The following is a 23,167-nucleotide window of genomic DNA, read 5'->3' on the forward strand; positions in this document are numbered from 1 at the left end:
GTACCGCACGACGCAAGGGGCTATGGCGCAGTTGGTAGCGCACCACACTGGCAGTGTGGGGGTCAGGGGTTCGAATCCCCTTAGCTCCACCCAAAACCGGGCGGAAACGCCTGATAGATCGCTCAGGCACAATCTGTGCATGCCGCGACAGCACATCGCGGACAGCACGCAATCGGCGCCAGTCTGGCTCAAGCACACCAAGCCGTCCCACGGACCACTCCAGCGGCCAAGACAACGCCGCCGTCATCGGCGCGCTACTCCCGGCCCTTCGCCTGGCGGACCACCGCCTGACGTCGGTGACGAGCTCGACGACGGAGCCCATTGAGCTTGAAGGCCGCCCGTGGGATCCTGCTATCCGGCTGATTCAGGACCTGCTAACTGTCCGATTCAGCTGAAGTAGACGACCAGGACCGCGCCGTGAGCGTTCTCGCCTGCGCACCGCACCGCATCCGGCCAAGCGTCGGTCACGGCGGGTCCGCATTGCATCACGTACCGCTGGTCAGTCACTGGGCTGTACGCGATGATCGTGGAGCCCGAGCTGCCGTACCAGGATGATCGGACGCTATCTGCGAACGCGCAGCTTGTGTCAGCAGAGACGACGCCGCTTATGCCCGATGGGCAGACTCTGATGGTCTCGACAGTACCGGGAGTTGCTACTGGGGGAGGGGGCGGCGGTGGCGGCGGGGCCACCGGGGCCGGGGTTTCGTCAACGGCGAAAATGAATGCCCCCGGGGGTGCGTCCCAGAGAACGTTGTCGCCGTCGGCGGTGATGTCAATCGGGACGTCACGCTCAACGCCGTTGCCCGCATGCACCGTCGCGATGCCCTTGAACTCGTTGTCGGATTTATGGACCGCAACAACGTCGACAACCCTGAGTCCGAGTTCTCTCAGGTCTTCGTCTTCGTCGAACGTCTCCTGCATCGAGGTCTTGACCGATGCTGCGACCAGTTCCGTCGGAGGCTTGGTCGGGATAGGTGAGGGCGGGGACGCGACCACGCTCGGAACCACTGCCGGCGCACTGTTCTGGGCAGTCTCGGTGGGCCTGGTTACCGCGAAAATTGTTGCTGCGATGGCAATTACCGCGAAGCCGCCCGCTGCACCCAGCCACACTGGCCGTAATGTTCGCGCCTTCTGTGGCGCTGGCTCGGGGAATTCCTCGGGCTCCGGCGATATGGCGCCGTCCCATTTGAAGCCGTCCCAGTAGCGGGCTCCTGGGCCGCCTAAAGGGTCGGGATACCAGCCTGGTTGTTGTGCATTCACACGTTCCCCCCGTGGCGATGCGTCGCAATCTATTGACGATGAGTGGATCGTATGCCAGGGCTGCGTCCTGGGTGATTAGATCGTTCAACCGCTGGTGCTAGGGGCGTTTTGTCATCTCGTTCAGCACTGAATTTTTGTCGAACAGGCTGAGGATGCGGTCGAGGTGCACGACGTGAGCAGTGTCCGGCGCGTCGGCGATCAGTTGGGTGATCTTGCGGCGCTGCCGGGCGACGTTCATCCCGGGCTGCACGTGGCTCACGCCGGCGATGATGTCACTGCACCGGTATCTGGCACGAGCGCTTTTCCGGTGCCGGGCCGGGGTCGCGTAAGTTCTCTGGAGATCAACTCCACCTTGCAGTCGACGAAAGCCATCATGTCCGAAGAGCAGAGCACCGACGTTCCTCCGAAGCACCTGTCCATCGATCCGCGCAGCGACTTCTACAACGAAGAGGCGCTCTTGCGCGATGTGGGCATCCGCTTCAACGGTGTCGAGACCACCCACGTGCACGAGTACGACGTTGACGAGGGCTGGGTGCGGGTGGAAATTCCCACCGCCAAGGACCGCCGCGGCAACCCGATGGTCATCAAGCGCAGCGGCACCGTCGAACCGTACTTCCGCTCCGCAGAACCCGCCGCGGAATAGGTCGCCTCACCACCGCAGCAGCACCAGTTCGACGCTGACGCCCGGCCCCAGCCCCACCATCAGACCGACTGAATCCGGCGGCGGGGGAGTTGCCAACGTCGACTCGAGGATGTGCAGCACCGACGCCGACGACAGGTTGCCCACCTGGGCCAGCGAACGGCGGCTGGACTCCACGGCACTGTCGGGCAACTTGAGGCTGTTCTGCACGGCGTCAATGACTTTGGGGCCGCCCGGGTGGCAGATCCAGGTGGTGATGTCGTCCACCGTCAGGCCGTGTCTGGTCAGAAAGGCCGTGACGGTGCCGGCCAGGTGGTGCTGCACGGTGTCGGCCAGATCGGCCTGCAACACGATGCGGAACCCGTCGGCGCCCAGCCGCCACCCCAGGGAATCGATGCTGTCGGGGTACACCTCGCTGTGGGTGGCGACCACCCGCACGCCGCTGTCCCCACCCGTGGCCACCACCGCGGCGGCGCCGTCGCCGAACAGACCGCTGCTCACCAGATCTGCTGTCGTGACATCGGACATCGGCCAGCTCAACGAACAGAGTTCGACGGCCAGTACAGCTGCGTGATGATCGGGCCACGCCAGCAGGTAGTCGTGCATCCGGGACAGCGCGGCAGCTCCCGCGACGCAACCCAAACCGAAGACGGGTAGCCGCTTGATGTCCCGCCGCAGCCCCACGCGCTCGATCAACCGGGCATCCAGCGACGGCACGGTCACACCCGTCACCGAGGTGACGATCAACAGGTCCAGGTCAGCGGCCGTCACACCTGCCGCCTCGAGTGCGCCTCGCAGCGCCTGCTCACCCAGCTCGGCGGCCTTGTCGAGGTAACACGCACCGGTGGCGTCGATGCCGCGGAGCCGGTCGTAATCGGCGATCGGCATCACGATGTGGCGGAACTGCACCCCGGCATGACGGTGCAGGCTCTCCAACAGCCCGCGCTGGTCGGCGCCCACCCCGCTGAGCTCGGCCACCTGAGCGGTCAGCTCCGCCTGCGGATACCGATGCGGCGGAAAAGCCGTTCGCACGCCGAGGATTCGGCTCTCACGCATAGCCGACCACCACCAGCAACACCACGTCGACAGCGGCGATGCCGAACGCCGCGGCGAACGGAACCCGGCCTTTCCCCACGGCGCCGGCCACAGCCAGCAGCAGCGCCACGCCCAACCCGGCGACGGCCACCCAGTGAAAGCCAGACGCTGCCACCAGAAGCACGGATGCCGAGAGCAGCAGCACCAACGCCACGATGCGGACCGCCCGGGCACCCCAGCGGGCGCCGACCAGCTGTGGCAATCCGCGCACCCCGGTCGCCCGGTCGGCGGCCAGATCGGGCAGGACGTTCGCGAAGTGTCCGCCCAGGCCCACCAGTGCGGCGGCCGCCGTGGCGTACCAGGCGGGCATCGGCTGGTCGGGCAGGGTGCTGGCCGCATAGGCGGGAATGGGGCCGAAGCCGAGAATGAACATCAGCGCGGAGGCCGGCGTCGACTTCAGTCCCAGATTGTAGGCCCAGCCCGCGCCGATAATAAGGGCCAGCAGGGCCGCGGTCACCGCGCTGACCGCCAGCGCCGCCACGGCGGCAACCACCAACCCGACGACGGCCGCCAACCAGACCGCGCGCACGCTGACGACGCCGGCGGCGACCGGCTTGTCCGTGCGCCCCGCGGCCGCGTCCCGCCCGGCGTCCATGGCGTCGTTCGACCAGCCGATGGACAGCTGCCCGGCCAGCATGGCCACGGCGGCGAGTGCGAGGTCGGCACTGAACGGGGCCAACAGCGTGGCCAGAATGGAGATGGCCAGCGACGGCCCCGGGTGGCCGGCGTTGACCAGGGCCCGGACCCGGGTGAGAGCATGGGCCGATGGGTGCGTGTGAACAGTGATGGTCGGCCTCCCGTCACGGCTGCGCAGAGCAGCAGAACAGCACATCGGGGTGGACGTTGACATGGTAGTCACATTCGATGGCATCAGGTTCTGAACGGTGAGGCTCGCTCTGCGCGGGGCCAATCCCGCCGAATGGCTGGCTCTGCGGGCCGGCATCGTTCCGACGGCCGCGGCCGAGGCCTGGGGCGGCATGGCGCTGTCCGCCGTGGTCATCACCGCGGTCCAGACCGGTATCGCCGCCCGGCTGGCGCAACAGCCGGCGACGGCCGCTGAGCTGGCCGCGGACCTCGAGCTCGACCCGGTGCCCACCCGGTTGCTGCTGGACTGTCTGCGTTCCGGCGGGCATGTCAGGGTGCGCCGCGGCCGCTACCGATTGACGCGCTCGGCACGACGGTGGCTGGGCCCGGAATCCCCGTTGTCCGTGGCCCGGTATGTCGCCGGATCTGCCGACTACTGGTCGTGGTGGGCGCAGCTGGATGAGGTCACGCGCACCGGCCGCCCCACCGGGCACCACGCTGTGGAGCCCGACGACCCGTACTGGCACCGCTACATCCGCGGCCAAGCCGACCTCGCCCGTCTGAGCGCGGGCGAGGTGGCCAAAAAGCTTCGGCTGCCGGAAAACTCGCGAACACTGTTGGACCTCGGCGGAGGCCACGGTTGGTATTCCGCGCAGCTGTGCCGTCGCCACCCGTCCCTGCACGCCACGGTGCTGGACCTGCCCGGCAGCGCGGCGGTCGGCCGGGAAGTCATAGCCGAGGCCGGTCTGTCGCACCTGGTGGCCCACCGTGAGGGCGACGTCACCACCGCCGACCTGGGCCAGGGGTTCGACGCCGTACTGTGCTTCAACCTGCTGCACCACCTGAGCTCCGAACAGATCGTGGATCTGTTCCGGCGGGTCCATCAGGCCTTGGCCCCCGGTGGGGTGTTCGCCGTCATGGATGCTTTCGCCGAACCGGGTCGACGCGCGTCGGCGCAGGCGAACGTGCTCAGCTTGTTCGTTTACCTCAGCTCGGGAGCGCAGATACATCCGCCGCAGCAGCTGCATGACTGGTTGAGCGCTGCCGGATTCGGGGCACCGCGACGCATTCAGATCCTGCGCATTCCTGGCCAGGCGCTCTACGTGGTCAGCAAGAGCGGCGGCTGACACTCACGCCACCGCAGGCGGGGTGCCCCAGACCTCGACGATCTCGCCGGTGCGCCGCAGTAGGACATAGCGGTAGTCGCCTTCGGTGGCCTTGGCCGACCATTCCTCGAACGCCTCCCTGGCCCCGTCTTCGTCGCCGTCGTAGACGCGGGTGGGCACCGGCGGTACACCCGTGTTGCCCGGGTTGTCGACTTCGCCGATCTGCACGCTCCACATCTCTGCCATGCGTGCTCGGGTACCCGGACATCGGCGGGTGGAACATCGGCGGTCAATCGAAGATGATGACCGGTTTCAGCACCGTGCCCGCCGCGATGTCGGCCAGCGCGTCGTTGATGGCCTCGAATGGGTAGGTGGCAACCAGGCGCTCGAAGGGGAACATGCCGTCCCCCCACAGCGTCACCAACTCCGGGATGAAGGTCTGTGGATCGGCGTCGCCTTCGATCACCCCGGTCAGGGAACGCCCCATCAACAGGTGACCCTGGTTGATCGTGGTGTCGTTGAACGGCCCCTGCAATCCCAGGGTGGCGCAGGTTCCCGGTGAGCGCAGCACTGAGACCGCCTGCTGCACAACGGAACTGAGACCCACAGCGTCGACGCTGTGGTCGACGCCCCGCGGGCTGGCCGACAACACGGCCACCACCACGTCGCTGACCTCGGCGGGGTTGATCACGTGGGTGGCGCCCAACTCGGCGGCGACGGACAGGCGCTCGGCGTTGGTGTCGATGCCGATGATGCTGGTGCACCCGGCGACTTTGGCGGCCATCACGGCGCTGAGCCCCACCGCGCCCAGGCCGAAGACGGCGATGCTGTCACCGGGATGCGGTCGCAGCACATTCAGCACGGCGCCCGCGCCGGTCTGCAGGCTGCAGGCCAGCGGGCCGAGCATCGTCAGAGGCAGCGATCGATCGACCTTGACGGCGTTGCGGGCGCTCGCCACAGCGTGCGTGCCGAAGGAAGACTGCCCGAACCAGTTGCCATGCACGGGTGCACCGGCCCGGGTCATGGTGGTGCTCCCGTCGCGGCGCACCCCTCGGTAGTTCAGCGCCGCGAAGCGCGCGCAGTAGGCGGGGTGACCCGAACGGCACTGTCGGCAGTCACGGCAGGACTCGAAGCTCACCACCACGTGGTCGCCGGGCGACAGCGCGCTCGGCTCGGGCCCGGTCTCGACCACCACGCCGGACGCCTCGTGCCCCAGCACCGCGGGCAGCGGGAGCGGGAGGGCGCCGTGCAGCGCGGTCAGGTCGGTGTGGCAGATGCCGACGCCGGCGATCTTGACGAGGATCTCGTCGGCGACCAGCGGCCCGAATTCGACCTCGGCCATCGTCAAGGGGGCTCCGACGGATTCCAGGAGAGCTACACGACCGGATGTCACGGGCAGCCACCCTACCGGTTGGTTGGGTCGCCCGTCTCCTCGGTGAAGGCCAGCACCGGAATGCGGCGGTTCCCGGCGCGCTGCTCGTAGTCGGCGTACGACGGGATGAACCCGACCGCCAGGTCCCAGAGCCGGTCGCGCTCTGTGCCGGTGACCTCGATGCCTGTGAACGGTGCCGTGTACCCGCCTGCGCTGATGGTCACGTGCGGGTTGGCCAGCACGTTGTAGTACCAGGCGGGGTGGCGGGAGCCGCCGTAGTTGGACGCGATGACGATGACGCGGCCGTGGTCGGTGAAGTAGGTCAACGGGGTGGTGCGCGTTCGGCCCGTCTTCGAACCCCGGTGTTGCAACAGCAGTTCGGGCGTGACCAGGGCGGAGGAGACGCGGCCCCGGGAGATGCGCAGCAGGGTCGGGTCGATGCGCGGGGCCACGCGGCGGGCCAGCCAGCGACCCGGTGTGGTGCCGGTGACCCGGGCGCCGACTCTCAGCAGTGGCGAGCCGGCCGTCGGATCCACGTGAGGAATGCCCATGGTCGCGACTATAGGAACGCCGGACCTCTTGAGTGTGGTCGGGCCACACGATAGTGTGGTCGGACCACATGCGAATCGGGTGATTTCCGGCCCGGCCCCAGCGAGGATGAAGTGATGATCAAGCGTCAGCTCCCCAAGGCTCACGACCTGGCCCCCCTGCTGCAGTTCAAAAAGCCCAGCCTGGACTTCAAGCAGAACCGGCTAAACAAGGCGCAGACCGTCTACGACCTGCGGGCGATCGCGAAGCGCCGCACGCCGCGCGCGGCCTTCGACTACACCGAGGGCGCCGCCGAGGCCGAGATCTCACTGGCCCGGGCCCGGCAGGCCTTCGAGGACATCGAGTTCACGCCGTCCATCCTGCGCAACGTCGCCGAGGTCTGCACCGGATGGGACGTGCTCGGTGCGCCGGTGTCGCAGCCGTTCGGCATCGCACCCACCGGCTTCACCCGGATGATGCACACCGAAGGCGAGATCGCCGGTGCCCATGCTGCCGGCCGGGCCGGCATCCCGTTTTCGCTGTCCACCATGGGAACCACCGCCATCGAGGACGTCCAGGCTGCGAACCCCCACGGCCGCAACTGGTTTCAGCTGTACATGTGGAAGGACCGCGACCGGTCCATGGCGTTGGTGGAGCGCGCGGCGAAATCCGGCTTCGACACCCTGTTGGTGACCGTCGACGTGCCGGTGGCCGGGGCGCGGCTGCGCGACAAGCGCAACGGCTTCTCGCTGCCGCCCCAGCTGACCATGAGCACCGTGGTCAACGCGATCCCGCGGCCGTGGTGGTGGTTCGACTTCCTGACCACCGAGCCGTTGTCGTTCGCGTCGCTGGACCGTTGGTCGGGCACGGTGGGAGAGCTGCTGGACTCGATGTTCGACCCCACCGTGGACTTCAACGACCTGCGGTGGATCCGCGACCAGTGGCCGGGCAAGGTGGTGGTCAAGGGCATTCAGAGCCTCGACGACGCGAAGAAGGTCGCCGAGGTGGGCGTCGACGGCATCGTGTTGTCCAATCACGGTGGGCGCCAGCTCGATCGCGCGCCCATCCCGTTCCACCTGCTGCCCGAGGTGGCCAGGGAGGTGGGTTCGGAGTACGACATCCTGGTCGACACCGGCATCATGTCGGGCGCCGACGTGGTGGCCGCGGTGGCGCTGGGCGCCCGCTTCACGCTGCTGGGCCGCGCATACCTGTACGGCCTGATGGCCGGCGGCGAGGCTGGTGTGGACAAGATGATCGAGATCGTCAGCGGCCAGATCGCCCGCACCATGCGCCTGCTCGGCGTGTGCTCGCTGGAGGAACTGGGCCCCGAGCACGTGACCCAGCTGGTGCGGTTGGTGCCGCGTTCGCAGGCCGCGGCGGTCCTGACAAGCCGCTGACCAAGCCGGCGACAAGTCCACGACAAGCGGGCCCGGCGACAGTGGGGCATCGAAACCCCACTGTCGTCAGGAGACCGCATGACCGCCGATGCCACCACCACGCCGTCCCAGCCCGATGTGCTCGGCATGCAGATCGCCCACCGGGTGATGCTGCGCGACCTGGACCGCACCACCGGTGTCGCGATGGCGATGGCCGACGGTGGTGTGCCGATCACCGCCCGGCGCGTGCGGGCGGTGGTCCGGTATCTGCGGCTGATGGGCGAATCCATCCACCATCACCACCACGCCGAGGACGACATCCTCTGGCCCGTCATCGAATCGCGGGCCGGCTCGCACGTCGACCTGGCTCCGTTGACCGAGGATCACGAGGCGCTGGGCCCCAAGCTGGAGGGCCTGCGCGTCGCCGTCGACGTCTTCGGTACCGATCCCACCCAGCGCACCGCTGCGGTGGTCGCGGCCCGGCTGGTGGAGATGCGCACCATGCTCACCGAACACATCGCCGAGGAGGAGCGCGACACCTTCCCGGTGATCCGTCGCTATCTGTCGGCCGCCGACTGGCGTGATGTGGAGGCGCGGATCCGCCGGCGGGCGCGCATGTCTTTCGAGTTGCCACGCATCGCGGCTGCGGTGACGCCGGACGAGATGGCCGCCCTCAAGAAAGACGCCGGACCGATGATCGACGTCATGCTTGCCCTGGTGCGTCCCCGCTACCGCCGGATGGAGCGGGCCATCTGGAGCTGAGCGACGCGGCGGTGGCCGCCCGCACCGCGTCGGCGCCGGCGCGGTGCCGGGCAGCGTCGGCTGGCCGACCCAGTGCGTCGGCCAGCACCGCCAGCGCCTCGTCCACGGTGCCGAAAGCCACCGACCCGGAGTCGATTCCGGCGATCCGGCCCGCCCACGGGACCAGTTCGTCGTACGCCGCGGCGCACGCGTCCACGTCGCCCATCCGGGCCGCCGCCCGGGCCAACAGTGCCATCCGCGCCAGCCAGTAGTAGTTGCGGCGCACGGGAGCTCGCTTGGCCCACCAGGTTTCGGCTTCGTCGCCGCGCCCGGCGTCCAGCAGGCAGAGCACCAGCGCTTCGACCATCGCATCCGGGTACACCCCGTGCACCCCGAGCATGACGTCGGCCAGTGCGGACAGATCGTCCCGGGCAAACGCCAGCACCAGTTCGAACACGATTGCGGCCTCGGCGGCGTTGGACATCCCGGTCTCGATCATCTGCGCAGCCACCCGGCGGTACTCCTGCTCGGCCTCGTCGAGCCGGCCCGCCAGTACGCAGAGCACCGCGTGGTAGACAGCCACCACCTGCACCAGCGCCGCGAGTTGCCCGCTGGTGGACCGTTCCACCGCCAGATCGGCCTGCCGGATGGCCTCGGACAGGTCGGTGCGCGCCGAGGCGCACAGGAACAGAAACCAGTGTGCCAGCGCCTCGTAGCCGAGCAAGCTGTGCTGCTGTGCCACCGAGAGCAGTTCGGCGACAAGCGGTTCCCGCTCTGCGGCCAGGTCGGGGCCGAGCGCCAGGTAGGCCCGCGCGTTGAGTGCCGCACACAGCGCCACCGGGGCGCCGCAGTCGCGGGCCAGGGTGAGGGCCCGCTCCGACCATTCGAGCACCTCGGCCATGCCGTAGGCGGCAGCGTCATTTTCCTTCTCGAAGATCAACGCGACATACAGCCAGACCCGCATCGCCGGGTCGGCGTCCGGGAAATCCACCAGCGCCTGCCGCAGCGCAGGCTCGATGGCAGTGTCGTCGTTGTCGAATCCGTTGACCGTCCACGAGATCGGGGCGCGGTAGGACGTCAGCGCGGCCAGGAGCAGCTCGGGGTCCCCGGCCGCCAGGGCCACGGCGCGAGCCCGGGCCGGACGCGCGCGAGTGGCTGCACCACCCTGTGCGGCGGCCGCCGTCAGCAGGATCAGCATGCGGATCTGCTCCGTGGTCGGCACGGCGTCGCCGGACAGGTCTGTCATGCGCAGCGCCGCCTCGGCCAGTGTCATGGCCTCCGCGGGGGAGTTCAGCGCCATTGCCTGCTGTGCTGCGGCGTGGGCCAACCCGGCGGCGTCGGCAGCGGTGGCCGGAGTGGCGGCGGCCAGCCCGTGATAGGCCAGGGCCGCGATGTCGGGTGCGGGTGCGCGACGCAGTTCGGCCAATGCCGCGGCGTGCCACCGGGCGCGGCGCAGCGCCGGAGTGTCCTCGTAGAGAGTGTCGCGCACGAGGGCGTGGGTGAAGCGCACCCGTCCCACCGACGGCTCGTCGAGCAACCCGGCCAGTACGGCCGCCTCGAGACCGTCGAGCACCTCGTCCTCGTCGCGGCGGGTGACGGTCAACAGCAGGTCAACGTCGGTCTCGCGGCCCAGCACCGCGGCCTGCTGTAGCACCGTTCTGGCCGCACCCGGAAGTCGGGACAGCCTGCGCCGCAGTACGTCTCGTACACCCGCCGGCACCACGGTCGCGGTGCCCCCAGCGCCCTCGGCTGCCAGCAGCCGCGCGAATTCGGTGACGAACAGCGGATTGCCGCCGGTGCGTTCGATCAGCCGGTCGATCACACCGGGGTCGCGGTCGAATCCGGGGGCGTGGTCGCGTACCAACGTGGTGATGCCGTCGCGGCTCAATCCGCCGAGTTCGAGCCGCTCGACGGTGACCGCCGCCAGTGCCGCCCAGGTGGCGGCCAGATCGGGTCCCGCTTCCGAGGGGCGGTAGGCAGCCAGCACCAGCACCGGGCGCTGCGCCAGATCGTGGGCCAGGCTGCGCAACAACTGCAGGGTGGCGCCGTCGGCGCGGTGCAGATCGTCGAGAATCACCAGCAGCGGCACCGATACGGTCCGTACCGCAGCCGCTACGTCCGCGGCGAGCGCGAACGCCGATCCCACCGCCGGAGCCGGATCACCCAGCGCCTGCGCCACTTCGGCCCACGCCCACGCCGGGGGAGCGCCGTCGACTTCCGGGCAGCGTCCTCGCGCCACCGCCCACCCCCGTGTCGACAGCCGGTCGGCCACGACGTCGGCCAGCGTGGTCTTTCCCGCCCCCGATTCGGCGCCGACCCACACCACCCGCAGGCCGTGTCGGGTCACCGCCTCGGCAGCGGCGTCGAGGCGGCCCAGTTCGCCGGCGCGACCGACCAGGGTCGCGTGGTGGCGCGGTGCGGCCACCGGCGGCTGCGCCACCGCGAGCGCAGGTCGCGGCACGGCGCCCAGCAGGTCGTCCGAATGGTCGAGGATCTTGGCCTCCAAGGTCCGCAACGCGGGCCCCGGGTCGACACCGAGCTGATCGGCCAACCGCTCACGGGCCGCGCGCAGGTGCGCCAGCGCGGCGCTCTGCCGGCCCGCCCGGTAGAGCGCGAGGGCCAGCAGGCGCACTGCCTCCTCCCGGAGCGGATCCTCGGCGAGATGGCGTTCCAACTCGGGGATGACGGCTGTTTCGCGGCCGAGTTCGAGGCTCACCGCGGCATGCTGCTCAACGGCGCCGGCCCGCAGGCCGGCCAACCGGGTGGCCTCGGTCGCGGCCCAGTCGGTGTCGGCGAACTCGGGCAGCACGGCGCCAGTGCAGCAGTCCAGGGCCGCGCGCAGCAGGCGGGCCCGCTCGGCGGGCTCGCTCACCGCGTCGGCGGCCCGCAGCAGCGCCTCGAACTCCCAGGCGTCGACGGCGTCGGGCGGCAGCCGCAGTGCGTACCCCGGCGGCGAGCTCACCAGCACCCGGGCCGGCGCGCGGCGCTCGCGGGAGGGCTCCAGGACCCGGCGCAGGTTGGAGATGTGGACCTGCAACGCGCCCAGGGCTTTCGGCGGCGGTTCGGCCGTCCAGATGTCGTCGATGATGCGGTCGGTGGACACCACCGCACCGGCCGCCACCGCGAGCCGGGCCAGCACAGCCCGCGGCTGCGGGCCCCTGAGTTCGACGACCGCACCAGCCACCCGGACGGTCAACGGGCCGAACAGGGTGATCCGGATGTCGCTCATCGCCGATGAGAATAAGTCAGTGTGGGATTTGAGTCTGCTGGTACAGCGCCAGCTTCCACTGCCCGTCGCGGTGGTGGTAGACGCTCGACATGGCTCCGGTGAACGCCGGTGACTCACCCTCGCGATACCCGACGCCGACGTAGGTCAGGACGGCGGCCTCACCGAGGTCGATCAGCCGGGGTTCGCGGATCTCGTAGGTGCGCCACGGTGGCGACTGGGCCAGCGCGTCCACCACGGTGGCGCGGTCCATCACCATGCCGTTGGCCAGGACCATCACCCCGTCGGGCAGCATCAGCTCGCCGTAGAACCGGGAGCCGGATCCGTCACACAGGGAGTCCCAGCCGGCGCGCTCGAGGGCCAGCAATGAATCGAAGACACTCATCTACCGCGAGTACCCATCCGGTTTACCGAATTCGCAGACGGGTCATCATGGCGGGGTGAACCTCCTGCCGAGCACCCCGATCGACGACGCCGACATCGCCGGCACCCTGCATCGCGCGGTGCGGATCATCGGGCCGATCCTCGACGTGCTGTGGGACAGCGACCCGGCGAGCCTGAAACGCCGCCAACCCCGTGACGGTGAGGAGGCCGGGCCGCTTGATCGGGTCGCCGACGGCATCGGCTGGGTGCTCAATGCCGCCGACGTCCCCGGCACGCTGGCGTGGGACGACATGGACCTCGATGCCCGCATCAACTGGTGGGTCAGGCGGGTCGGTGCGGTCAACAACGTCGCGGTGGCCTTTCCCGGGTTCCTCGGCGTGCTGGCGAGGCAGTTGCCGGTGCAGGACCTGCTCGGCTTCGTCAACCAGGCCGTGGTGTTGTGTGCCGTGGCCAGGGAGATGGGGGTGACCGATCGAGATATCCAGGTCCGGATGCTGGCCCAGGTGCTGTGCAACCGGACACTGGTCTCCGCGGAACCACCCGCAGACGAGCCGCCGGCAGAACCGGTCCAGCGGTCGGCTGCGGGGGTGGCCAAGGCGTTGTGGAAGCTGGCCGGGTTACTGAACTCGATCGGCGACGAGGTGGCCAGGCGCCCGCACCCGCGTGCGCCGTTCCGGTGGTTGGGGATGCTGCCCGCCGTCGGCGCCGTCGCGAGTTACTTCGGGGAGCTCGGCGCACTGTCGCGGGCCGCGAAGGCGGGGCGCCGTTGGCTCTCCGACCACGCGGTGGAGACCTCCGCGTCGTCCCGCAGGCGATGAGTTTCCGCTATGGGAGCGGTCGGTACGGGGTATGACCGCAGAATCTGAAACAGACAAAGTGACCGCCCTGCCGCCTGTCGTGGATGTGGACACCTGGCGCAGTGCGCTGGCTGACCTGCGTCGCCGCGAAAAGGCGGCCACCCGCGAACTCGACGCCATCGCCGCCCAGCGGCGGCGGCTGCCGATGGTCGAGATGCCGGAGTACACACTGCAGGGGGCGCAGGGACCGGTGAGCTTGGCCGACATCTTCGAGGGGCGCCACCAGCTGATCGTCTACAACCACATGTGGACCGACGGCGCGCAGTGGCAGTGCGGTGGCTGCACCGGTTTCACCTCGCAGTTCACCCGCCTGGAGTTCCTGGACAACTACGACGCCCGGTTCGTCATCGTGACCAACGGGCCCATCGACGAGGCCCTGGCCTACCGGGAGAAGGTGGGCAACCGGATGGACTGGTACTCGTCGGCGCAGAGCTCTTTCGGCGCCGACGTCGACGCCGGCCCGGGCGAGGGCTTCGGGGTGAACGTCTTTCTGCGCGACGGCGATACCGTCTACCGCACCTGGCACACCAACGGCCGGGGCACCGAACAGTTGAGCCACGCCTTCGCCCTCATCGACGTGTTGCCCTGGGGGCGACAGGAGGAGTGGCTGGATTCCCCCGACGGGTGGCCCAGCCGCCCCACCTACTCAGGCTGGCTGGACAGCCCCGAGATCGCCGCGGCGTACGGAGCTGACGCGCCTGGACGGTGACGGCATGGCAGGCTCTGCTGATGGCCGTCGACGACACCGACCTCCGACAGCAGTTCCCACCCACCGAGGGGGCCTACGCGAACAAAGACATCGGCCGCCTGCTGCTGCGCTGCGCCGACCGCTCCGGGTTGGTGGCTGCGGTGAGTTCGTTCCTTGCCGGGGTCGGTGCCAACATCATCTCGCTGGACCAGCACGCGACCGAGCAGTCGGGTGGAATTTTCATGCAGCGCACCATCTTCCATCTGTCCGGTCTGACCGCTGCGCGCGACGAACTGCGGGAGAACTTCGCCCGCGAGGTGGCCGGGCCGTTCCAGATCGACTTCACCCTCACCGACGCCTCGCGCCCGAAGCGGGTCGCGATCCTGGCGTCGCGTGAGGACCACTGTCTGCTGGATCTGCTGTGGCGCAACCGCCGCGGGGAGCTGGACATGTCGGTGGCCTTCGTCATCGCCAACCACGCCGACCTCGCCGATCAGGTACGGCCGTTCGGCGTCCCGTTCATCCATGTACCGGCGCACAAGGACATTCGCACCGAAGCCGAGACGAGCATGCTCGGCCTGCTGCAGGGCAATGTCGACCTGGTGGTGCTGGCCCGGTACATGCAGATCCTCACCCCGGAGTTCCTCGCTGCGGTCGGCTGCCCGGTGATCAACATCCACCACTCGTTCCTGCCTGCGTTCATCGGCGCGGCGCCGTACCGGCGGGCCAGGGAGCGCGGGGTGAAACTGGTGGGCGCCACCGCGCACTACGTCACCGAGGATCTCGACGAGGGCCCGATCATCGAGCAGGACGTGGTTCGGGTCGACCACCGGCACGGCGTCTCCGATCTGGTGCGCCTGGGCGCTGACGTGGAGCGGGCGGTGTTGTCCAGAGCCGTGTTGTGGCACTGCGAGGACCGGATCATCCGGTACGGCAACCAGACAGTCGTCTTCTAGGACTCTCCCAGCACCAGGCCGACCGCGGAGTCTAGTTGGTCGGCGATCTGGTCGAAGGACAAGAACCGTGCGGTCATCAGGGCTCCGGCGAACGTCATCAGCAGGGTGGTGACCACCTCGGGGGGCCAGCCGGGACCCAGGGAGGCCTGGATGCGGGCGATCACCTCCGCGCCGATCTGTTCTCTGATGGGCGTCACAGCGGGGTCATCGGCCATCAGCGCCGCACTACAGGCGTTGGTCAGTTCGGGTTCGTCGGCGACGACGAGCGCCATCTCACGCAGTGTCGTGCTGACCCGCTGCCGGGTGCTCTGGTTGACGTCCGTGTGCACCCCGGTGCCGCGGAGCAGGCGCAGGTAGATCTCGGCAACCAGCGCGCTCTTGGAGGGGAAGTAGGTGTAGGCGCTGGCCGGTGAGACGCCGGCCCTGGCGGCCACCATGCGCATCGTGAGCGCATTGAACGAGGTCTGATGCAGTTCTTCGAGTCCGGCGTCGAGCACCTTGCGGATGGTCTGCTCGGGGCGGCGGTCGCGTTTCCGCGTTGCGATGGCGTCGCTGGACACGTTGACAGACTAGCTGCTAGAAAGATTTCATACACCTGTCCAGAAAATCCGGGCGGTCCTACGGAGGGAACGCGATGACGGTCACCGACGACTCCTCGCGCTTCGGCGAGAACTTCGACTTCACGTCCCCGGCAGTGTTGGAGAACGGCGTCCCGGTCGAGCAATTCGCCGAGCTGCGCCGTACCTCACCGGTGTGGTGGAACCATCAGCCCCCGGGGTCGTCGATCTTCGGTGACGACGGGTATTGGGTCATCACCAAACATGCTGACATCAAACAGATTTCGCGCGACGGTGAGGTGTGGTCCACCAACGCCAAAGGCGCGGTGATGCGGCTACCGGACAGTGTGACCGCCGACCAGCTGGACCTCACCAAGGCGCTGCTGGTCAATCACGACCCCCCGTCGCACACCCGGCTGCGCAAGCTGGTGTCGCGGCTGTTCACTCCGCGTGCCGTTGCCGCGCTGGAGCAGGGGCTGGAACGCACCGCCCGAGAGATCGTGGCCACCGCCGCAGCCAAGAAGCGGGGCAATTTTGTCGACGACATCGCTGTGGGGTTGCCCCTGGCGGCGATCGCCGACCTCATCGGGGTGCCGGACGCCGACCGGCGCCAGCTGTTCAGTTGGACCAATTCGATCATGAACACCGACGATCCTGAGTTCAACGACGTGGATCCGGCCGCGGCCAACGCGGAGTTGATGGGGTACGCGTATGCCATGGCCGAGGAACGCCGACGTAATCCCGCCGATGACATCGTGACCCGGCTCATCGAGGCCGACGTCGACGGTGACTCTCTCGATGAGGTGGAGTTCGCCTTCTTCGTCATCCTGCTGGCGGTAGCCGGCAACGAAACCACGCGCAATGCCATGACGCACGGCATGCTCGCGTTTGCCCAGCACCCGGAGCAATGGGAGCTCTTCAAGCGTGAGCGACCGGTCACCGCGGTCGACGAGATCGTCCGGTGGGCGACGCCGGTGCACTGCTTCCAGCGCACCGCCCTGGCCGACACCGAGGTCGGCGGGGTCACCGTGCGCGCCGGGCAACGAGTCGGATTGTTCTACAGCTCAGCCAATTTCGACGAGGACGTCTTCGGCCGTCCATTCGAGTTCGACATCACGCGCAGCCCCAATCCGCATCTGGGGTTCGGCGGCAACGGAGTCCACTACTGCATCGGAGCCAACCTGGCGCGCACCGAGATCAGGCTCATCTTCGAGGCCATCGCTGACCTGGTGCCCGACATCACCGTGCTGGGTGAGCCGACGCGGTTGCGCTCGGGCTGGATCAACGGGATCAAGGAGCTGCAGGTCGCCTACCGGTGATGGCTGTGGATGACGGAACACGGCGATCTCACGAGTCGGCGCAGACCCCCGCCATGGGAAACCGGGCAAATTTTGTGGCGATCGAAAACGGCCAGTGGAGACTGCACTATGACCACTGGGCAGGGTGTCGGATGCTTGACGCGGCCCGACCTCGACGTGGGCAAAGGCATCACCGCAGCGCGGGACTGGCCGCAGGGACGCATCTTTCAGAGCTTCGAAGAGAGCCCGTTGGGCCAGATGGACAAGCTCATCGGCCTGCTGTCCGATGTCGCCCCAGGTCTTGCGGTCGGTCCTGACGCGGTTGCCGACAGGCCAGGGCGGCCGACCAGTGCGGAGTGGGCAGCTTTTGAACGGGCATGCGCTGACGTGGTGGCGGGTGCGGCGGCGCACTGAAAACCCCTGTGTCACTTGCGTATCTGGTGTCACATCACGCTGATTCTTGTCGGTAGTCGCACGTATGTTCGATGTATGGGAACGTCAGCTGTCGCCGATCGCGAGGCGATGCTGGCTGCCCTGACCCAGATGGAAGAGCTGACCGCCCGGATGAATCGGCTGTCGATCGACGCGTTCTCCGATGTCGAGTTGTTGGCGCTGCAGCAGCGTCGTGAAGCTGTCGCTCGTGCGCAGCCGGTGCTCGATCATCGGGTGTATCAGCGGATCACGTCTCAGAGTTCACCGGTCTCGTTGGGTGCCAAGAGTTACGCCGCGGTGTTGTCGCAGCGGTTGCGGATTTCCAGCTCTGAGGCGCGCCGCCGGTTGGATGAGGCGGCGTCGTTGGGGCCGCGGACCTCGCTGACCGGTGAACCGATGGCACCCTCCATGCCCACCTTCGCGCGCGGTCAGGCCCTGGGGTTGATCGGCGCCGAGCACATCAAGCATGTGCGGTGGTTTTTCCGTGAGCTGCCCGGGTTCGTGGATTTTCAGACCCGGGAGAATGTCGAAGAACAACTGGCCCAGCATGCCTGTGAGCTGGGGCCTGAGGCGTTCCGCAAGGCCGCAGCGCACATGCTGTACCTGTTGAACCAGGACGGGGAGCTCTCCGATGAGGACCGCCAGGCCCTGGCTTATATCCGGGTGGGTAAGCAGCGCCCGGACGGGATGCGCCCGTTCGAAGGGTTGTTGACGCCGGAGGCGTGGGCCACCCTGGAGCCGTTGCTGGAGCGCAACGCCGCCCCGGGGATGTGCAACCCGGCTGATGAGAATCCCTGCCTCGAGGGTGAACCGTCGGAGGAGCAGAAGCGGAATGACACCCGCACCACGGGCAAGCGGTATCACGATGCGCTGCTGGCTCTGTGCAAGCGGATGCTCACCACGCAGCCGACGGGGACCATCAACGGATTACCGGCGAACGTGGTGATCACCGTGAGTCTCACCGATCTGGAGAAGGGCACCGGGCACGGGTTGACCGCCGGCGGCACGCTGCTGCCCATCGCCGATGTCCTGAAGTTCGCCGCCCACTCGAGGCCCTGGCTGGCCCTATTCGACGGCAAAGGCCTGCCCCTGCACCTGGGCCGCGCCAAGAGGACCGCCACCCTGGCCCAGCGACTGATGCTGCTCGCGAAGCACCGGGGCTGCACCATGCCCGGCTGCACCGCCAGCGCCTACCGCTGCCAGGTGCATCACGCCAACCAGGACTGGAAAGACGGCGGCCGCACCGACATCGACGACCTGACGTTGGCCTGCGGTCCGAACAACCGCATGGTCGAGACCACCGGCTGGACCACAAGAAATCGCCCCGAGGATGGTGTCACCGAATGGATCCCGCCGCCACACCTCGACTGCGGCCAGTCCCGCACCAACAACATCCACCACCCGGAACGGATCATCGACCCCGGCGATGACCCGTGATCCGCCTACAGTCCCGCCAGCTGGGACAGCGTCATCTTCGCAATCGTGAAGTAGATCAGCAGGCCGGTGCCGTCGACGATGGTTGCGATCATCGGTGCGGACACCACCGCAGGGTCGACCCGGCACTTCTTGAGCAGCGGCGGCAGGATCGATGCTACGAAGGAGGCCCACAACACGATGGCGGCCACCGACAGTGTCACGGTCAGGGTGACTTCCGCCCCCACGCCCAGCGTCCACGCACGGATCACCGCCGCGGCCGCCATGGCCAGCGCGATCATCACGCCGGTCGACATCTCCTTGGCCAGGATCGCCGGAACGTTGTGAAAGCGCACCTGGCCGGTGGCCATGGCGCGCACCAGAGTTGTGGTGATCTGGGTGCCGGTGTTGCCGCCGGTGCCGATCAGCAACGGGATGAAGAAGGCCAGGGCCACCACTGCGTCCAGTTCTTCCTCGAACGCCCGCAGTACGGTGCCGGTGTAGGCCTCGGCAGCGAACAGCACCAGGAGCCAGACGATCCGTTTGCGCCATAGCAGCCACGGCGAAGCACGCAGGTACGGCACCTCCAATGGGGCTGAGCCGCCCTGCCTTTCGGCGTCCTCCGTGGCTTCTTCCTCCGCGATGTCGGCCGCATCGTCGGCGGTGAGCAGACCGAGGAGTCGGCGATCGGCGTCGACGACGGGCAGCGCGACCAACCGGTGATCGATGAGCAGTTTCGCCGCCTCCTCCTCGTCGGTCAGCGGCGAGAGCGCAAGGACGTCGGTCTCCATCAGGTTCTCGACGGTACTGTCGGCGCCGGCCAGCACCAGATTGCGGAACGGCACCACACCCACCAGCCGGTTGTCGTCATCGGTGACAAAGATGTAGGCGCCCGTGCGCGAATCGCTGCGTACCCGCGCGGCATGTCCGCGGATTTCGTCGACCGCAGTGGCGGCTGTCATCGCCGGTCCCACTGTCAAGGTCTCCGGCACCATGTGCGCGGCGACGCTGTGCTTGGGCCAGGCGAGTAGGTCGCGGAGAACCCTTGCGCGCGGCAGCGGCAGCGCGGAGAGCCAGGCCTCGCGGGTGCGGTCATCTACCTCACGCATCACGTTGCCCGCATGGTCGGAATCCAGGAGGTCCAGAAACGCTGCCACCCGCGCGGCGGGCAGCTGGCGTAGCACGTCAGCGGCCAGCTGGTCATCGACACTTTTGTAGAGTTCGATGCCGCTCTCAGAGTCCAGGAGTCCGCCGAGCCTGCGCATCTGCGACCGGGACAACCCAGCCACCTGGTACGCACGCTCGCTGTGATCGTCCACCGCCTGTAGCCAGTCGGCCACGGCCACCGTGTCCTCGGAGGCGAGCGCGTCGTTCAGACGGAGCCTGCTCGTGTTCTCGGCCGCCATCAACATCCCCTTTCCTCGACACTTGGTGCACTCAGCGGATGCGCCAGGAAATCTAGGGGATCAAATCTCGGTGACCAAACGGCAGACGGCGCCGTTCATCCAGCGTTAATCGCTGTGGCCTACAGCGTGATGGCAGGATCCCGGAGGGCTTGGTGCACGGCCTGGTGAGACTGCACCGGTCATGGTGATATCTCTGAGTCCGTGAACGAACGAAACGCCCGGGTCGCGGCTGCACTGGCGGCCGCGGGCATCCCGTCGAACATCGTCATCCTGGACGCCGACGCCAAGACGGCGGCGGCGGCCGCGGCACAGCTGGGCTGTGAGGTCGGCGCCATCGCCAACAGCCTGGTGTTCGACTGCGACGGTGAACCGCTGCTGGTGATGGCCAGTGGCGCCGCGCGGGTGAACACCGAGGTACTGGCTGCGGCACTCGGCACCACCTCGATCCGCAAAGCGGACGCGGCGCTGGTACGTCAGGCCACCGGACAGGTGATCGGCGGCGTTGCGCCCGCGGGCCATCCCCACCCGCTACGCACCATCGTGGACAGCACCCTGGCGCAATATCCGGTGGTGTGGACAGCTGCCGGGACCGCTGACTCGGTGATGCCCCTGACCTACCCCCAGCTACTGGCGCTGACCGCGGGACGGGAAGCTCAGGTCCGCTGACTCACGGCGCGGCGAGCTGGGCGTAGCGGCTCAGGTGTGCTGCGGTGGTGCCGAATTCGTACTGCATCGCGGTGAGCCGCTTGAAGTAATGGCCGATGGCCAGCTCCTCGGTCATGCCCATTCCGCCGTGCAACTGCACGGCGTTCTGCCCGATGAACCTGGCCGCGCGGCCGGCGGTCGCCTTGGCGGCGGACACGGCTCGGGCACGCTGTTCCGGTTCGGCGTCCAGGTTGAGCACTGCGAGATACGCAGCGGCCACGGCCTGCTCGAGTTCCATGTACATGTCCACCATGCGGTGCTGCAGCACTTGGAAACTGCCGATCGGCTGACCGAATTGCTGGCGCTGCTTGCAGTATTCAACCGTGTCGTCGAGCACCTTGCGCATGCCGCCGACGGCTTCGGACACCACCGCCGCCGCACCCTCGTCGCGGGCCCGCAGTAGCGATGCCTCCGCCTCGCCCAGCAGCGCGTCACCGGGCAGACGCAGACCGGCGAACTCGAGATCGGCGCCGCGGCGGTCATCGATGGTGCGGTAAGGATGGACCGTCACACCGGCTGGGGGAGCGGCCGCGTCGAACTCGGTGAGCAACAACGACACCCCGTCGGGTGCACGCGCCGCGATCAGCAGGTGGGTGGCAAGGGGGGCGCTGAGCACGACGACCTTGGAGCCAGTGACCACCCAGTCGTCACCATCGCGCTCGGCGGTGGTGGACAGTGCCGCAAGGTCGTCACCGGCGTCGGGTTCGGTCAGCGCCAGGGCAACCACCGCGGTGCCATCGGCAATCGCTTCCAGGACAGCCCGCGCGCGGGCGCCGCCCGCACGCTGCAGGAGCCCGCCGGCCACCACCACGGTGTCGATGTACGGTTCGATCACCAATGCGTAGCCGAGCGCCTCAGTGATCACCATGGCCTCCACGGGCCCGCCGCCCAGGCCGCCGGCGTCCTCCGGCAGGGTCGCGGCCAGGATGCCCAGCTCTCGCGCGAACCCGCGCCAGATCTCCGGTTGCCAACCGGGCCCGGATTTGGCTGCGGCCCGGCTCTTTTCGAGGTCATAGCGGGTGGCCAGGAATTTGGTCAGCCCGCTGCGCAGAAGTTCTTGTTCGTCGCTGAGCGTGAAGTTCATCTACAGCCCCAATGCCGCTTTTGCCAGGATGTTGCGCTGAATCTCGTTGCTGCCGGCGTAGATCGATCCCGCGCGGTCGTTGAAGTACTTCAGCGGAGCGACCGCCTGCCAGGCCTCACCGCTGGTGTAGCCGTCATCAGGTGGGTCGTACTCGGTCACCGGGCCGCCGGGGGCGGTGGCGTGCGGCTGATAGACGCGCCCGCGGGGGCCCGCCGCTTCCAGAGCGAGCTCGGTGAGCGTCTGGCTCAGTTCGGTGGAGAGCACCTTCAGCATGGACGACGCCGGACCCGGGTTCTTGCCCTCGGCCACGGTGGCCAGGGTGCGGAACTCCAGGATTTCGAGGACCTCTGTACGGATGCGGGCGTCGGCCAATTTCAACGCGAACGACGGATCATCGATCAGCCGTCCCCCAGTCGGCCCGGGCTGGCCCGCGGCAGCGGTCGCGATCTCCTCGCCCATCACCTGTAACCACGGCGCGGTAGCGCCGCCTCCGCGTTCGAACTCCAGCAGATACTTGGCGACGGTCCACCCGTCGTCGATGCGGCCCAGCACATTGGCTTTCGGCACCCGCACCGCGTCGAAGAACACCTGGTTCTGCACTTCTTCGCCCGAGGTCATCACCAGCGGGTGGATCTCGACACCGGGGGAGTCCAGGTCGATCAGCACGAACGTGATGCCCTGCTGTTTGCGTTCCAGCCGCGAGGTGCGCACCAGCGCGAACATCCAGTTGGCTTCGCGGGCATGGGTGGTCCAGATCTTGGATCCGGTGCAGACCAGATCATCACCGTCGGAGACGGCGGCCATCTGCAGTGACGCCAGATCCGACCCGGATTCGGGTTCGGAGTAACCCTGGCAGAAGAAGACCTCGCCGGTGAGGATGCGGGGCAGGAAGAAGTCCTTCTGTTCGGGGGTTCCGAAGCGGATGATTGCGTGCGCGACCATCTTGATGCCCATCGGCGACAGCGTGGGCGCCCCGGCCAGCGTGGATTCCCGGCTGAAGATGTAGTGCTGGTTCAGCGTCCAGTCACACCCGCCGTGCTCGACCGGCCAGGCCGGCGCGGCCCAGCCGCGTTCATGCAAGACCGCCTGCCACGCCATGCTGGCCTCGTGATCGGCGTAGACGCTGGTCATGAGGCGCCCGGCCCGGCGGAGGTCCGGGGTCAACTTCGCATCGAGGAACGCGCGCACCTCGTCGCGAAAGGCGAGATCGGAGTCTGACCACTCCAGGTCCATGGATGT

At 68.1% G+C, this 23,167-nt stretch carries 24 protein-coding genes, 1 tRNA gene and 2 pseudogenes; 12 read left to right on the top strand and 15 right to left on the bottom strand.

Annotation, left to right across the window (positions count from 1 at the left end; genetic code table 11):
* The first annotated feature begins 16 nt into the window (after positions 1-16).
* Positions 17-89 (top strand) — tRNA-Ala (locus tag G6N58_RS18945).
* Between the two features lie 298 nt (positions 90-387).
* Here the strand turns inward: G6N58_RS18945 and G6N58_RS18950 are convergent.
* From G6N58_RS18950 to G6N58_RS18960, 4 genes and pseudogenes are all read right to left on the bottom strand, one after another.
* The gene (locus tag G6N58_RS18950) at positions 388-1,110 is read right to left on the bottom strand and encodes a hypothetical protein (protein ID WP_232067930.1); all 723 of its coding nucleotides are present in this window, start codon (positions 1,108-1,110) and stop codon (positions 388-390) included.
* A 48-nt stretch (positions 1,111-1,158) separates the two neighbouring features.
* Positions 1,159-1,260: pseudogene (locus tag G6N58_RS31240) on the bottom strand (DUF2510 domain-containing protein); the annotation flags it as partial.
* A gap of 28 nt (positions 1,261-1,288) precedes the next feature.
* Positions 1,289-1,348, bottom strand: a pseudogene (locus G6N58_RS31245) (hypothetical protein); the annotation flags it as partial.
* Positions 1,349-1,357: 9 nt separating this feature from the next.
* Positions 1,358-1,519: a hypothetical protein gene (locus G6N58_RS18960; RefSeq protein WP_163908258.1), complete on the bottom strand. Its 162-nt coding sequence runs from the start codon at positions 1,517-1,519 to the stop codon at positions 1,358-1,360.
* A 114-nt stretch (positions 1,520-1,633) separates the two neighbouring features.
* On the opposite strand from G6N58_RS18960, the gene G6N58_RS18965 reads away from it, so the two are divergent.
* Complete coding sequence (locus tag G6N58_RS18965) at positions 1,634-1,903, top strand: DUF3297 family protein (protein WP_068916164.1); 270 nt, start codon at positions 1,634-1,636, stop codon at positions 1,901-1,903.
* Between the two features lie 6 nt (positions 1,904-1,909).
* On the opposite strand, the gene G6N58_RS18970 is transcribed toward G6N58_RS18965, so the two are convergent.
* Entirely contained in the window at positions 1,910-2,956 is a 1,047-nt protein-coding gene (locus tag G6N58_RS18970) for a type III polyketide synthase (RefSeq protein ID WP_115277669.1), read from the bottom strand.
* A complete protein-coding gene (locus G6N58_RS18975) occupies positions 2,949-3,845 on the bottom strand; it encodes a UbiA family prenyltransferase (protein ID WP_232067931.1) in 897 nt (298 codons plus the stop codon). Before G6N58_RS18975 ends, G6N58_RS18970 begins: the two co-directional genes overlap by 8 nt.
* A gap of 34 nt (positions 3,846-3,879) precedes the next feature.
* On the opposite strand from G6N58_RS18975, the gene G6N58_RS18980 reads away from it, so the two are divergent.
* Complete coding sequence (locus G6N58_RS18980) at positions 3,880-4,926, top strand: class I SAM-dependent methyltransferase (RefSeq protein WP_115277667.1); 1,047 nt, start codon at positions 3,880-3,882, stop codon at positions 4,924-4,926.
* A 3-nt stretch (positions 4,927-4,929) separates the two neighbouring features.
* Here the strand turns inward: G6N58_RS18980 and G6N58_RS18985 are convergent, their stop codons facing one another.
* From G6N58_RS18985 to G6N58_RS18995, 3 genes are read right to left on the bottom strand one after another with little or no spacing between them, the layout of a single operon-like run.
* Positions 4,930-5,151: a hypothetical protein gene (locus tag G6N58_RS18985; RefSeq protein WP_115277666.1), complete on the bottom strand. Its 222-nt coding sequence runs from the start codon at positions 5,149-5,151 to the stop codon at positions 4,930-4,932.
* Positions 5,152-5,194: 43 nt separating this feature from the next.
* Positions 5,195-6,298: an NAD(P)-dependent alcohol dehydrogenase gene (locus G6N58_RS18990; protein WP_172544961.1), complete on the bottom strand. Its 1,104-nt coding sequence runs from the start codon at positions 6,296-6,298 to the stop codon at positions 5,195-5,197.
* 11 nt (positions 6,299-6,309) lie between these two features.
* Positions 6,310-6,828, bottom strand: coding sequence for a nitroreductase family deazaflavin-dependent oxidoreductase (locus G6N58_RS18995; RefSeq protein WP_115277664.1), 519 nt, complete (start codon positions 6,826-6,828; stop codon positions 6,310-6,312).
* Positions 6,829-6,942: 114 nt separating this feature from the next.
* Between G6N58_RS18995 and G6N58_RS19000 the strand changes: the two genes are divergently transcribed.
* Both G6N58_RS19000 and G6N58_RS19005 read left to right on the top strand, forming a co-directional pair.
* Positions 6,943-8,202, top strand: a complete 1,260-nt coding sequence (locus G6N58_RS19000) for an alpha-hydroxy acid oxidase (RefSeq protein ID WP_068916170.1) — start codon at positions 6,943-6,945, stop codon at positions 8,200-8,202.
* Positions 8,203-8,280: 78 nt separating this feature from the next.
* Positions 8,281-8,943: a hemerythrin domain-containing protein gene (locus G6N58_RS19005; RefSeq protein ID WP_115277663.1), complete on the top strand. Its 663-nt coding sequence runs from the start codon at positions 8,281-8,283 to the stop codon at positions 8,941-8,943.
* Here the strand turns inward: G6N58_RS19005 and G6N58_RS19010 are convergent.
* Together G6N58_RS19010 and G6N58_RS19015 are read right to left on the bottom strand one after the other, a co-directional pair.
* Positions 8,885-12,151, bottom strand: a complete 3,267-nt coding sequence (locus tag G6N58_RS19010; protein WP_115277662.1) for an ATP-binding protein — start codon at positions 12,149-12,151, stop codon at positions 8,885-8,887. The genes G6N58_RS19005 and G6N58_RS19010 overlap by 59 nt on opposite strands.
* Before the next feature lie 16 nt (positions 12,152-12,167).
* Positions 12,168-12,533, bottom strand: coding sequence for a nuclear transport factor 2 family protein (locus G6N58_RS19015; RefSeq protein ID WP_115277661.1), 366 nt, complete (start codon positions 12,531-12,533; stop codon positions 12,168-12,170).
* Positions 12,534-12,588: 55 nt separating this feature from the next.
* On the opposite strand from G6N58_RS19015, the gene G6N58_RS19020 reads away from it, so the two are divergent.
* From G6N58_RS19020 to purU, 3 genes are read left to right on the top strand one after another with little or no spacing between them, the layout of a single operon-like run.
* On the top strand, positions 12,589-13,350 hold the full coding sequence (locus G6N58_RS19020) for a hypothetical protein (protein ID WP_068916174.1): 762 nt from the start codon (positions 12,589-12,591) through the stop codon (positions 13,348-13,350).
* Positions 13,351-13,381: 31 nt separating this feature from the next.
* The gene (locus G6N58_RS19025; RefSeq protein ID WP_115277660.1) at positions 13,382-14,098 is read left to right on the top strand and encodes a DUF899 domain-containing protein; all 717 of its coding nucleotides are present in this window, start codon (positions 13,382-13,384) and stop codon (positions 14,096-14,098) included.
* Positions 14,095-15,033 carry a formyltetrahydrofolate deformylase gene (purU, locus tag G6N58_RS19030; protein ID WP_232067932.1) on the top strand — a complete coding sequence of 313 codons (939 nt, stop codon included), beginning with the start codon at positions 14,095-14,097 and terminating at the stop codon, positions 15,031-15,033. Before G6N58_RS19025 ends, purU begins: the two co-directional genes overlap by 4 nt.
* On the opposite strand, the gene G6N58_RS19035 is transcribed toward purU, so the two are convergent.
* Entirely contained in the window at positions 15,030-15,593 is a 564-nt protein-coding gene (locus tag G6N58_RS19035; RefSeq protein WP_083230652.1) for a TetR/AcrR family transcriptional regulator, read from the bottom strand. The genes purU and G6N58_RS19035 overlap by 4 nt on opposite strands.
* A 74-nt stretch (positions 15,594-15,667) precedes the next feature.
* Between G6N58_RS19035 and G6N58_RS19040 the strand changes: the two genes are divergently transcribed.
* The 3 genes from G6N58_RS19040 (at position 15,668) to G6N58_RS19050 (ending at position 18,757) form a co-directional block, all read left to right on the top strand.
* Positions 15,668-16,909 (top strand): cytochrome P450, encoded by a 1,242-nt coding sequence (locus tag G6N58_RS19040; RefSeq protein ID WP_115277659.1) that lies wholly within the window; start codon positions 15,668-15,670, stop codon positions 16,907-16,909.
* 135 nt (positions 16,910-17,044) lie between these two features.
* Complete coding sequence (locus G6N58_RS19045) at positions 17,045-17,302, top strand: hypothetical protein (RefSeq protein WP_147289295.1); 258 nt, start codon at positions 17,045-17,047, stop codon at positions 17,300-17,302.
* A gap of 75 nt (positions 17,303-17,377) precedes the next feature.
* Positions 17,378-18,757 carry an HNH endonuclease signature motif containing protein gene (locus tag G6N58_RS19050; RefSeq protein WP_115277657.1) on the top strand — a complete coding sequence of 460 codons (1,380 nt, stop codon included), beginning with the start codon at positions 17,378-17,380 and terminating at the stop codon, positions 18,755-18,757.
* Between the two features lie 5 nt (positions 18,758-18,762).
* Here G6N58_RS19050 and mgtE read toward each other — a convergent pair whose 3' ends face one another.
* Positions 18,763-20,145, bottom strand: coding sequence for a magnesium transporter (mgtE, locus tag G6N58_RS19055; protein WP_435406133.1), 1,383 nt, complete (start codon positions 20,143-20,145; stop codon positions 18,763-18,765).
* Positions 20,146-20,340: 195 nt separating this feature from the next.
* Between mgtE and G6N58_RS19060 the strand changes: the two genes are divergently transcribed.
* A complete protein-coding gene (locus G6N58_RS19060; RefSeq protein ID WP_172544960.1) occupies positions 20,341-20,805 on the top strand; it encodes a YbaK/EbsC family protein in 465 nt (154 codons plus the stop codon).
* A gap of 1 nt (position 20,806) precedes the next feature.
* Here G6N58_RS19060 and G6N58_RS19065 read toward each other — a convergent pair whose 3' ends face one another.
* Together G6N58_RS19065 and G6N58_RS19070 are read right to left on the bottom strand one after the other, a co-directional pair.
* Positions 20,807-21,928 carry an acyl-CoA dehydrogenase family protein gene (locus G6N58_RS19065; RefSeq protein ID WP_115277655.1) on the bottom strand — a complete coding sequence of 374 codons (1,122 nt, stop codon included), beginning with the start codon at positions 21,926-21,928 and terminating at the stop codon, positions 20,807-20,809.
* Complete coding sequence (locus G6N58_RS19070; RefSeq protein WP_115277654.1) at positions 21,929-23,161, bottom strand: acyl-CoA dehydrogenase family protein; 1,233 nt, start codon at positions 23,159-23,161, stop codon at positions 21,929-21,931.
* Between the last annotated feature and the right edge of the window lie 6 nt (positions 23,162-23,167).

The organism is Mycolicibacterium tokaiense (assembly GCF_010725885.1).
GTDB classification, from domain to species: domain Bacteria; phylum Actinomycetota; class Actinomycetes; order Mycobacteriales; family Mycobacteriaceae; genus Mycobacterium; species Mycobacterium tokaiense.